The sequence below is a fragment of the Pseudomonas sp. Sample_11 genome (assembly GCF_004307505.1).
Taxonomy (GTDB): Bacteria; Pseudomonadota; Gammaproteobacteria; order Pseudomonadales; family Pseudomonadaceae; genus Aquipseudomonas; species Aquipseudomonas atacamensis.
Genome location: NZ_RCOD01000077.1, coordinates 19,775 through 30,057, shown reverse-complemented (window position 1 = coordinate 30,057; position 10,283 = coordinate 19,775). Strand labels below are relative to the sequence as shown.

Annotated in this window: 10 protein-coding genes and 1 riboswitch; of the genes, 2 read left to right on the top strand and 8 right to left on the bottom strand. The window is 61.9% G+C overall.

What is annotated here, in order from left to right:
- Window positions 1–300: 300 nt before the first annotated feature.
- Genes D8U60_RS21060 through D8U60_RS21050 form a run of 3 tightly spaced genes read right to left on the bottom strand, consistent with a single transcriptional unit; the run spans window position 301 to window position 3,088 of the window.
- Window positions 301–1,065: an ABC transporter ATP-binding protein gene (locus tag D8U60_RS21060; RefSeq protein ID WP_130900845.1), complete on the bottom strand. Its 765-nt coding sequence runs from the start codon at window positions 1,063–1,065 to the stop codon at window positions 301–303.
- The gene (locus D8U60_RS21055) at window positions 1,062–2,078 is read right to left on the bottom strand and encodes an iron ABC transporter permease (RefSeq protein WP_073471135.1); all 1,017 of its coding nucleotides are present in this window, start codon (window positions 2,076–2,078) and stop codon (window positions 1,062–1,064) included. The genes D8U60_RS21060 and D8U60_RS21055 overlap by 4 nt, the downstream gene beginning before the upstream one ends.
- On the bottom strand, window positions 2,075–3,088 hold the full coding sequence (locus D8U60_RS21050; RefSeq protein ID WP_122698095.1) for an ABC transporter substrate-binding protein: 1,014 nt from the start codon (window positions 3,086–3,088) through the stop codon (window positions 2,075–2,077). The genes D8U60_RS21055 and D8U60_RS21050 overlap by 4 nt, the downstream gene beginning before the upstream one ends.
- A 138-nt stretch (window positions 3,089–3,226) precedes the next feature.
- Window positions 3,227–3,419, bottom strand: a riboswitch (cobalamin riboswitch).
- 198 nt (window positions 3,420–3,617) lie between these two features.
- Between D8U60_RS21050 and D8U60_RS21045 the strand changes: the two genes are divergently transcribed.
- Window positions 3,618–3,845, top strand: a complete 228-nt coding sequence (locus D8U60_RS21045; RefSeq protein WP_007918027.1) for a ParD-like family protein — start codon at window positions 3,618–3,620, stop codon at window positions 3,843–3,845.
- The gene (gene map / locus D8U60_RS21040) at window positions 3,842–4,633 is read left to right on the top strand and encodes a type I methionyl aminopeptidase (protein ID WP_122698097.1); all 792 of its coding nucleotides are present in this window, start codon (window positions 3,842–3,844) and stop codon (window positions 4,631–4,633) included. The genes D8U60_RS21045 and map overlap by 4 nt, the downstream gene beginning before the upstream one ends.
- A 203-nt stretch (window positions 4,634–4,836) precedes the next feature.
- Here the strand turns inward: map and D8U60_RS21035 are convergent, their stop codons facing one another.
- The 5 genes from D8U60_RS21035 to ribBA form a co-directional block, all read right to left on the bottom strand.
- Entirely contained in the window at window positions 4,837–5,991 is a 1,155-nt protein-coding gene (locus tag D8U60_RS21035; protein WP_130900844.1) for an ABC transporter ATP-binding protein, read from the bottom strand.
- A gap of 17 nt (window positions 5,992–6,008) precedes the next feature.
- Window positions 6,009–6,818, bottom strand: coding sequence for an ABC transporter permease (locus D8U60_RS21030; RefSeq protein WP_007918021.1), 810 nt, complete (start codon window positions 6,816–6,818; stop codon window positions 6,009–6,011).
- Window positions 6,819–6,824: 6 nt separating this feature from the next.
- Window positions 6,825–7,733, bottom strand: a complete 909-nt coding sequence (locus D8U60_RS21025) for an ABC transporter permease (protein WP_064363445.1) — start codon at window positions 7,731–7,733, stop codon at window positions 6,825–6,827.
- On the bottom strand, window positions 7,730–8,755 hold the full coding sequence (locus tag D8U60_RS21020; protein WP_122602413.1) for an ABC transporter substrate-binding protein: 1,026 nt from the start codon (window positions 8,753–8,755) through the stop codon (window positions 7,730–7,732). Before D8U60_RS21020 ends, D8U60_RS21025 begins: the two co-directional genes overlap by 4 nt.
- Before the next feature lie 357 nt (window positions 8,756–9,112).
- Window positions 9,113–10,222, bottom strand: a complete 1,110-nt coding sequence (ribBA, locus tag D8U60_RS21015) for a bifunctional 3,4-dihydroxy-2-butanone-4-phosphate synthase/GTP cyclohydrolase II (protein ID WP_016775017.1) — start codon at window positions 10,220–10,222, stop codon at window positions 9,113–9,115.
- Between the last annotated feature and the right edge of the window lie 61 nt (window positions 10,223–10,283).

Genomic DNA, 10,283 nt, shown 5'->3' with positions numbered 1-10,283 from the left:
TGCTCGCGAAAGCGGTGTGTCAGTCGACACCATGTTGGATGACCTGACGCCTTCGCGAGCAGGCTCGCTCACACAGAATTCGCGTTCCCCCTGTCATTCACGGCAACACACAAAACCCTTGTGGGAGCGAGCCTGCTCGCGAAAGCGGTGTGTCAGTCGACACCATGTTGGATGACCTGACGCCTTCGCGAGCAGGCTCGCTCACACAGAATTCGCGTTCCCCCTGTCATTCACGGCAACACACAAATCCTTTGTGGGAGCGAGCTTGCTCGCGAAAGCGGTCTGTCAGCTACACATGCTTCAAGCAAGGAAGCGCAATATCGGTGCACCATCGAACGGGTCCGTCAGATAGTGCGCCCTGACCCCGAAAGTCGTCTGTAACCGCTCCGGCGTCAGCACGTGCAGCGGCTCGCCAAGCGCGACCAGACGCCCGCGCTCCAGCACCGCCAGGCGATCGCACTTGAGCGCCTGATTGAGATCGTGCAGGGCGATCAACGTAGTCACCGGCAGTGCGCGCACCACTTGCAGAATGCTCAACTGATGCTGGATATCGAGGTGATTCGCCGGCTCGTCGAGCAGCAGGATCTGCGGGCGCTGCGCCAGAGCGCGGGCGATATGCACGCGTTGGCGTTCACCGCCGGAGAGGCTGCGCCAGAGGCGGTTGCGCAGGTGCACGGCGTCGACGTCGACCAGCGCTTGCTCGACGATGGCGTCATCGGCGGGCGACCACGGTTGCAGCGCCGATAACCACGGCGTCCGCCCCAGCGCCACCGCGTCGAACACGCGAATGCCATCGTCGGTATCGGCCTGCTGCTCAACCACCGCGAGCGTCTGCGCGATAGTGCGCCGCGACATCTTGCCCAGCGTCCGACCGTCGAGCTGCACATGGCCCACGCTCGGTTCACGCAGCCCGGCGAGCAGTTTCAGCAGAGTGGATTTACCCGAACCGTTCGGCCCGACAATGCCCAGGGTCTCGCCGCGCTGAACATCGAGGCTGACACCGTTGAGCAACTCGGCACCGCGCACTTTGAAGCCCACACCCGCACAACTCAGAACCGTGTTCATCGCGCCGATCTCCGGCCCACCAGAATCAGCGCGAACACCGGTGCGCCGACCAGCGCAGTGATCACGCCGACCGGGATCACCTGACCCTTGATCAGGGTGCGCGACAGCACATCGGCGGCAATCAGAAACACCGCACCGCCCAGCGCACTGGCGGGCAACAGACGCGCATGCCCCGTGCCGAGCAACAACCGCGCGGCATGGGGAATCACCAGACCGACAAAGCCGATCGAGCCGACAATCGACACCATCACCGCCGTCACCAGCGCGGCGCAGCCAATCAGCAGGATCTGCACTCGGCGCACGGCAATGCCGAGGGAGGCTGCCGAGTCCGCGCCAAAGGTGAACGCATCCAAGGCTCGGCGATGCCACAGACAAACAACCAACCCCAACACCGCCACCGGCACCGCCAGCCACACCGACGGCCAGCGCACGCCGCCGAGATTGCCCAACAACCAGAACATGATCCCGCGCGCTTGTTCGGAGCTGGCCGAGCGGGTGATCAGAAAAGCGGTGAGGGCGTTGAACAGTTGCGAGCCGGCAATCCCGGCGAGAATGATCTGCCCGGTGCCGCTGGCCGAGCCGCTGACCCGCGCCAACAGGATTACCAGCACGAACGCCGTCACCGCGCCGGCAAACGCACCGACCGACAATGAAATCGCCCCGGCGCCGACGCCAAGCAGGGCGACCATCACCGCGCCAGTCGAGGCGCCAGCAGAAATACCCAGCAGATAAGGATCGGCCAGCGGATTGCGCAGCAGCGACTGCAGGATTACGCCACAGGTCGCCAGACCGGCGCCGCAGGCCGCCGCGACCAGCGCGCGGGTCAGGCGATAGTTCCAGACGATGCCTTCGTCGATCGGGTCGAGCACATAACCGGCGCCCCACAGCTTGTTGGCCAGCACCTGCAACACCACGCTCGGCTCGATCGAAGTCTCGCCAATGGCCACGCCGCCGATCAGCGCGACCGACAGCGTCAACAGCACCAGCAGCAATCGGATCAGGCGTCTGCTCATTGCGACAGGTCGTAGCCGTTGATGGCGCTGGCCAGTTGTGCGAGGCCGTCGAAGGTGCGCAGGCTGGCCTGCATGGCCATGGCGTCAAGGATGATGATGCGGTTGTGCTTGACCGCGTCCATGTTGCGCGTCACCGGATCACTGCGCAGGAAGGCGAGTTTTTTCTGATAGTCGTCCGCCGGGAAACGTCGACGATCCATGCGCGCGATCACCAGAAACGTCGGGTTGGCCTTGGCGATGGTTTCCCAGCCGACGGTCGGCCATTCTTCATCCGACTCGACCACGTTGCGCACGCCGAGGGTGCTGAGCATGAAATCGGGAACGCCTTTGTGCCCGGCCACGAAAGGCTCGATGTCCATCTCGGCGCTGGAGAACCACACCAGGGCGCTGACGTCTCTACGCTGCTGCTTTTTCGCCGTGGCGATCGACTGCGCGAGGCTGGCTTTGAGCTGCTCATTGAGTTGCTCGCCACGCGCCTGCACATCGAAAATCGCTGCGAGCTGGCTCACGGCTTTGTAGATGCTGTCGATGCGAAACGGCGCCAGCCGCGTGCCGTCCGAACCGACGAGGTTGTCCTTGGCTTCGCAATCGGAGGGCAGCAGATAGGTCGGAATCTTCAGTTCATGAAACTGCTCGCGGGTGCCGACCGCGCCTTGCGGGCCGACCATCCATTCCAGCTCGACGGCGACCAGCTCCGGGCGTTTAGCGATCACCGCTTCGAAACTCGGCTCGTTGTCGGCGAGGCGCTCGATCCTGTCGTTCTGCGCTTTGTATGTGCCCAGCACGTCGTTGAACCACAGCGAAGTGCCAACGACTTTGTCGCCCAGACCCAAGGCATAGAGCATTTCCGTGCCGGCTTGGCCGATGGTCACCGTGCGCGCAGGCGCGTGCTGAAAGGTCAGGCTGCTGCCACAGTTTTCCACGGTCAGCGGATACGCAGTCGGCGCCGCTTGCGCCAGGGCGCAAAGGCTCAAAGCGGTGAGCAGGGTGGCAAGGCGGGGCAGCAGCATGGGGCAGTCTCCAGGAGAACCGTACGGGAGCGGGCGGGTACGGTTGGAAACACACCTCGGGCGCGGTCGTGGAAACTGCGCAAGGCCGGCATAGTGAAAACAAGCACGGCACGATGTCCTTCCCGGACACCCCGCCGGTTAGTCAGTCACTGTGCCGGCAGGTCTCCTGACTGATGCGTCATCGCCTGGCTCCGGCCTTCCCGGGATTCCCAGTGGCAGTCGAGGAGCAGGCTCGGCACCTACAGTTGCGGGGGCAGTTCCGATTGATGCTGTGCAAGCATTTCGGATTCCCTATTAATTCCGTGTGGAAACCGGCGCGGGCATGGTAGTCGATCAGGCCGCTGATGGGGAGCCGAATCTGCTTTGGTAGGAGCTGCCGGAGGCTGCGATCTTTTTAACGGGCAAGATCAAAAGATCGCAGCCTTCGGCAGCTCCTACAAGGGTGCGTGTTTGCGTGGCGGAGCGTTTGCAATCCGAGGGTAAGCTTGGCTAGTATACGATCCATATACATTTCGTATCGGATATAGACATGGGCATCGTAAAGATTTCAGAGGACATGCACGAGAATCTGCGCATCTCCAGCAACGCGCTCAGTCGCTCGATCAACGCGCAGGCCGAGCACTGGATGCGCATCGGCATGCTCGCCGAGCTGCATCCCAACCTCGACCACAGCGCCATTTGCCGCCTGCTGATCCGCGCCGAACAGAACGGCGGACTGGATCTGCAACAACTGACTCAGGAAGCCGTCAGCGCATGAGAAACCAGATCAAGATCAACACGCCGGCCGACATCGAAAAATCCCGCGCCGCCGGCAAGCTCGCCGCTGAAGTGCTGGCAATGCTGGTGCCGCATGTGAAGGCTGGCGTGACCACCGATGAGCTGGATCGGCTGTGCAACGATCACATCGTCAATGTGCAGAAAGCCGTGCCGGCCAACGTCGGTTATCACGGCTTTCCAAAAACCGTCTGTGCGTCGGTCAATGACGTGGTGTGCCACGGCATTCCATCGGGTACGCCATTGAAAGACGGCGACATCGTCAATCTCGACATCGCCGTGATCAAGGATGGCTGGTTCGGTGATACCAGCCGCATGTATGTCGTGGGTGAGGCAAGCCCCGAGGCGCAGCACCTGATCAAGACCACTTACGATGCGATGTGCGCGGGCATTCGTGCAGTGAAACCGGGCGCAACGCTGGGCGATATCGGTCATGCGATCCAGAGCCTGGCGGAGGCGGAGGGTTTCAGCGTGGTGCGCGAGTACTGCGGCCATGGCATCGGTAAGGTCTATCACGACGAACCGCAAATCCTGCATTACGGCTTTCCCAATCAAGGGCTGAAGCTCAAGGCCGGGATGATTTTCACCGTGGAACCGATGCTCAATGCCGGCAAACGCCATGTGAAGAATATGCCGGATGGCTGGACCGTATTGACCAAGGATGGCTCGTTGTCAGCGCAGTGGGAGCATATGGTCGCGGTGACGGAGAGCGGGTTCGAAGTGCTGACGGCTTGGCCGGATGAGATTGAAGGGTACCGGGCCATTGGCTAATACCGTGTCGCCTGCTTGCCCTCACCCTAGCCCTCTCCCAATGGGAGAGGGGACTGACCGAGGTGTTGTTGCGAGATACGCCGACGTGCGATACCGAGTCGAACTTACATTTTGAACAGCATGAAGATCGGCTCCCTTTCCCCCTCGCCCCCCGTGGGGGAGAGGGCTGGGGTGAGGGGGTAGATCCAACTGACTCAGCGCAATCAGTGAGCACCGGCAGCCTTGTTCAAATCGCTCTCGGTCCATTCGGTATAAACACAAGCATCCGCCGTCGCCCAGCGCACCCTTACCGGATCGCCGGCCTTGAGTGGCATGCCCGCTGCCGACAGCGCTTTCACCGTCATTGACGTCCCGCCCGCAGTCACCACGCTGCACGTCTGGCTCTCACCGAGAAACAGCACCTCCACAACATTCGCCGACACCTCATTCCAACCCGCCGCCAGCGGCTCATCCAGCGCCTGCTGCGTGCTCAACGCCAAGGCTTTTTCTGGCCGCACCATCAGCAGCACATCCTGATCAGTGTGCAACCCGGACGTCAGCCGAATCGACAACGACTGCCCCTCGAAACTCGCCGCTGCATTGCTCTGCGCCTTGAGCTTGAGGAAGTTCGAATTGCCCAGGAACGACGCGACAAATGCATTCGGCGGATTCTGGTAAAGGTCATAACCACTGCCCAGGCCGACGATTTTGCCGTGGCTGAAAATCGCGATGCGTTGCGACAGACGCATGGCTTCTTCCTGGTCGTGGGTCACGTAAACGATGGTGATGCCCAGGCGCCGGTGCAGCTGGCGTAGTTCATCCTGCAAGTCCTCGCGCAGCTTCTTGTCCAGCGCGCCCAATGGTTCATCCATCAGCAGGATGCGTGGTTCGTAAACCAGCGCCCGGGCGATGGCGACACGTTGTTGCTGGCCGCCAGACAGTTGCGAAGGGCGGCGATGGGCGAACTGTTCGAGCTGCACCAGCTTCAACATCGCATCGACGCGTTTTTCACGCTCGGCGGCAGCCAGTTTACGGATCGCCAAAGGGAAAGCGATGTTGTCGCGCACCGATAGATGCGGGAACAGCGAGTAGCGCTGGAAGACCATGCCGATGTCACGCTTGTGCGGCGGCACGTTGACCAGCGACTGGCCGTTGACGAGGATCTCGCCGCTGCTCGGTGTTTCGAACCCGGCGAGCATCGACAGCGTGGTGCTTTTGCCCGAGCCGCTGGAGCCGAGGAAGGTGAGGAATTCGCCGTCCTTGATGTCCAGCGAGATATTGTCGACGGCAGCGAAATCGCCGTAGTGCTTGTTCAGGTTGCGCAGGCTGACCAGGGGTTTGTCGTTCTGCTGGGATGCGTCTTTGATCACGGCACTCATGTCGTACTCCTGGGCGCTCAGGCGCTGATTTCGTTGCGCCGGCGCAATGCGGCGGCGATGACCATGACCAAAACCGACAAGCCGATCAGCAGCGTCGAAGCGACGGCGATCACTGGCGTCAGGTCCTGGCGCAGGGTGGTCCACATTTTCACGGGAAGGGTTTGCAGAGTCGGGCTCGCCATCATCACGCTGAGCACCACTTCGTCCCACGAAACGAGGAAGGCGAAGAGGGCGCCGGCGACCATCCCCGGACGGATGGCCGGGAACGTCACCTTGAACACCGCTTGCAAGCGCGAGGCACCGCAGATCACCGCCGCGTCTTCAATCGACTGATCGAACAGCTTCAGCGAGTTGATGATCGAGATGATGGTGAACGGCAGCGCGACGATCACATGGCTGACGACGAAGGCGAACATGGTCCCGGTATAGCCGAGCTTGAGAAACAGCGCATACACCGCCACGGCAATGATCACCAGCGGCACGATCATCGGCAGGGTGAACAGGCCGTAGAGCATCTCGCGGCCGGGGAAGCGTCCGCGCACCAGCGCAAACGCGGTCGGCAAACCGAGGGCAACGGCGCAGATCGTGGTCAGCACGGCGACCTTGAGGCTGGCGGCAGCGGCGTTCATCCAGTCGGGATTGGAGAAGAACTGGCCGTACCATTTCAGCGTCCAGCCCGGTGGCGGGAACACCAGCCACTGCGAGGAGCCGAACGACAGCAGCACGATGAACACGATCGGCAACAGCAGGAACAGACCGATCAGCCCGGTAGTGGCGTAGAGGCCGAAACGCATGCGCCGGCTCATGGCATTGGGGGTCAGGAGCATGTCGGCTTACCTCGCGTTACTGGCGCCAACCGGGGATTCCGGTTGAAGCTTCAGGTAGAAGTAGAACAGCACCAGGGTGATTGCGATCAGCAACGCGGCGCCGGCACTGGCCAGGCCCCAGTTGAGGAACGATTGCACCTGCTGAATGATGAACTCCGGCAGCATCATGTTCTGCGCCCCGCCCAGCAAAGCGGGGGTGACGTAGTAACCGAGCGACATCACGAACACCATCAAACCGCCGGACGCCAGACCCGGCCGGCACAGCGGCAGGAACACCCGGAAGAAGTTGGTCCACGGACTGGCACCGCAGATCGAGCCGGCCTGCAGGATCATCGGGTCGATGGCCTGCATGGTCGCCTGCAACGGCAGCACGATGAACGGGATCATGATGTAGCTCATGCCGATCACCACGCCCGTCAGGTTGTGCACCATCTCCAGCGGTTGATCGATGATGCCCATCGCCATCAGCGCCTTGTTGATCACGCCCGAGGCTTGCAGCAACACCAGCCACGAATAGGTGCGGGCGAGCAGGCTGGTCCACATCGACAGCAGCACGATGTTGAGGATCCAGCGCCCCCAACCGCGCGGCACCAAAGTGATCGCCCAGGCCAGCGGAAAGCCCAGCAGCAGACTGAACAGCGTCACCAGCCCGGCCACCGAAAAGGTGTTGAGCAGCACTCGCGCATAGGCCGAGTTGGCGAACAACTGTTCGTAGTTGCCGAGACCCGGCACAGGTTCGAGCACACCGCGCAGCAGCAGGCCAATCAACGGTGCGAGAAAGAACAGGCCGAGGAACAGCAGCGCCGGGACAAGGTTGCCGGCGCCGCGCCAGCGTTGTTTGAACGCCGATCCGGTAGCGCCAGCGGCGCTCCCGGTGGCAGTGGAAGGACGGGGCGCAGTGGCCGCGATTTTCATTTGACCAGCCATTCGTTCCACCGTGTCGCGATAGCCGGACCGTTCTTGGCCCAGTAAGCGAAATCAAGGGTGATCTGATCCTTGGCGTAAGCCGTCGGCAGGTTGGGGGCCAGCGTCGAATCCAGACGCTCCACACTGTCGAGGTTGACCGGCGCGTAGGCGGTCAGGTTGGAGAAGTCGGCCTGGCCTTTGGCGCTGCTGGCATTGGCGAGGAACTTCATCGCCGCATCTTTGTTTTTCGAGCCTTTGGGGATGACCAGAATGTCGGCCATGACCAGGTTCTGTTTCCAGCTCACGCCGACCGGTGCGCCGTCTTCCTGCAAGGCGTGCACACGGCCATTCCAGAACTGGCCCATGCTCGCTTCGCCGGACGCCAGCAGTTGCTGCGACTGCGCGCCGCCGCCCCACCAGACGATGTCTTTCTTGATGGTGTCGAGTTTCTTGAAGGCGCGATCCAGATCCAGCGGGTAGAGCTTGTCAGCCGCAACGCCGTCGGCCAGCAGCGCCAGTTCGAGCACGCCGGGGCTTGGCCATTTGTACAGGGCGCGTTTGCCGGGGTAGGTCTTGGTATCGAACAGCGCGCTCCAGTCCTGCGGCTTGTTGGCGCCGAGCTTGCCTTCGTTGTAGCCGAGGACGAAGGAGAAGAAGAACGAGCCGACGCCGTGATCGCTGACGAAGCGCGGGTCGATCTTGTCGCGCTGGATCACTTTGAAGTCGAGGGGTTCAAGCAGGCCTTCGGCAGCGGCGCGCAGGGCGAAATCGGCTTCGACATCGACCACGTCCCACTGCACGTTGCCGCTTTCGACCATGGCCTTGAGTTTGCCGTAGTCGGTGGGGCCGTCCTGGACGACGGTGATGCCGCTGGCCTTGCTGAACGGATCGGCCCAGGCCTGTTTCTGCGCATCCTGGGTGCTACCGCCCCAGCTGACAAAATTCACGCTTTCGGCAGCCATTGCAGCCTGGCCGGTAACGCTGAGCAGTCCCGCGAAAAAGATCGCGGTTGCAGCTTTGTTCAACACCATGTTCACGCCCTCATTGTTGTGTTTTTGAGCGGGCCTTGCGTTGTTGCCCGCCTGTCGGGAGCAGCAGCTGGACGCTTCGTTGGAACGCCCGGTCTATGGAATATCATATTATGGTATTCCAGACTTTGTGCAAGCACTTTGCCTTACCGGTTATCTGGCGGATCTGTCTTTCCGGTCTTCATCCAAATGTGTAGCGAATGAAACTGTGGCGAGGGGATTTATCCCCGTTGGGCTGCGGAGCAGCCCTGAAAGCGGGACATGCGATATTTCTGGCGGATCGCGTTGGCAGGAATCGGGGCCGCTTCGCAGCCCGACGGGGACAAATCCCCTCGCCACAGGGGAGTATCGATAACAGGGTCATTCAGTGAACGGAATGCTCTCAACCACCTCAAGGTCATACCCGGTCAACCCTGCATACTTCAGCGGTGGACCGAGGTGGCGCAGCTTGCCAACCCCAAGGTTCTGCAGAATCTGCGCCCCCGTCCCGACCTCGGAATAAATCCGCGACTGCGAGCGGCTGAACTGCCGTGGCGGCTGGGTCAACTGCGGCACGCGTTCGAGCAAGGCCTGCGACGATTCATGATTGGCCAGCACCACCACAACCCCATGACCCTCGGCCGCGACCCGTTGCAGCGCCGCCCACAACGTCCAGTTCGTCGGTCCGCTGTACTCGGCGCCGACCAGATCGCGCAGCGGATCGATCACATGCACGCGCACCAGTGTCGGCTCCTCGCGGCGCAGATCGCCCATGACCATCGCCATGTGCACGCCGCCTTCGATGCGATCCTCGAAGGTGATCAAACGGAAGGTGCCATGCACAGTCGGCAGCTCACGTTCGCCGATGCGTTCGATGGTGTGCTCGGTGCTCAGGCGATAGTGGATGAGGTCGGCGATGGTGCCGATCTTGATCCCATGCTTGCGCGCGAACTGCTCCAGATCCGGGCGGCGCGCCATGGTGCCGTCGTCGTTCATCACTTCGACGATCACCGAGGCCGGGGTGAAACCGGCCAGACGCGCCAGATCGCAACCGGCCTCGGTATGCCCGGCGCGGGTCAGCACGCCACCTTCCTTGGCGCGCAGCGGGAAGATGTGGCCGGGCTGCACCAGGTCTTCGGCGCGGGCATTCGGCGCGACGGCGGCGGCGACTGTGCAGGCGCGATCTGCGGCGGAAATGCCGGTGGTCACGCCGACCGCCGCTTCGATCGACACGGTAAATGCAGTGCTGAACACACTGCCGTTGGCGGGTACCATTTGCTCCAGGCCCAGACGCTGGCAATGTTCGTCGGTGAGGGTCAGGCAGATCAGCCCGCGTGCTTCGCGGGCCATGAAGCTGATAGCCTCCGGCGTGCAACGATCAGCGGCCAGCAGCAGGTCGCCTTCGTTCTCGCGGTCTTCGTCATCGACCAGCAGGACCATTTTGCCGAGGCGATAATCTTCGATGATTTCTTCGATGCTGTTGAAGGCCATGCTGGACTCTCAGGGTTCGTTGGAAATATATTGGTATACCATAATACAAAATCAACAAAGA

Excerpts from the sequence above, each read along its gene's own strand:
- D8U60_RS21055 (WP_073471135.1), bottom strand. The coding sequence starts at position 2,078 with ATGAGCAGACGCCTGATCCGATTGCTGCTGGTGCTGTTGACGCTGTCG.
- D8U60_RS21020 (WP_122602413.1), bottom strand. The coding sequence starts at position 8,755 with ATGGTGTTGAACAAAGCTGCAACCGCGATCTTTTTCGCGGGACTGCTC.
- D8U60_RS21035 (WP_130900844.1), bottom strand. The coding sequence starts at position 5,991 with ATGAGTGCCGTGATCAAAGACGCATCCCAGCAGAACGACAAACCCCTG.
- D8U60_RS21050 (WP_122698095.1), bottom strand. The coding sequence starts at position 3,088 with ATGCTGCTGCCCCGCCTTGCCACCCTGCTCACCGCTTTGAGCCTTTGC.
- D8U60_RS21030 (WP_007918021.1), bottom strand. The coding sequence starts at position 6,818 with ATGCTCCTGACCCCCAATGCCATGAGCCGGCGCATGCGTTTCGGCCTC.
- map (WP_122698097.1), top strand. The coding sequence starts at position 3,842 with ATGAGAAACCAGATCAAGATCAACACGCCGGCCGACATCGAAAAATCC.
- D8U60_RS21045 (WP_007918027.1), top strand. The coding sequence starts at position 3,618 with ATGGGCATCGTAAAGATTTCAGAGGACATGCACGAGAATCTGCGCATC.
- D8U60_RS21060 (WP_130900845.1), bottom strand. The coding sequence starts at position 1,065 with ATGAACACGGTTCTGAGTTGTGCGGGTGTGGGCTTCAAAGTGCGCGGT.
- ribBA (WP_016775017.1), bottom strand. The coding sequence starts at position 10,222 with ATGGCCTTCAACAGCATCGAAGAAATCATCGAAGATTATCGCCTCGGC.
- D8U60_RS21025 (WP_064363445.1), bottom strand. The coding sequence starts at position 7,733 with ATGAAAATCGCGGCCACTGCGCCCCGTCCTTCCACTGCCACCGGGAGC.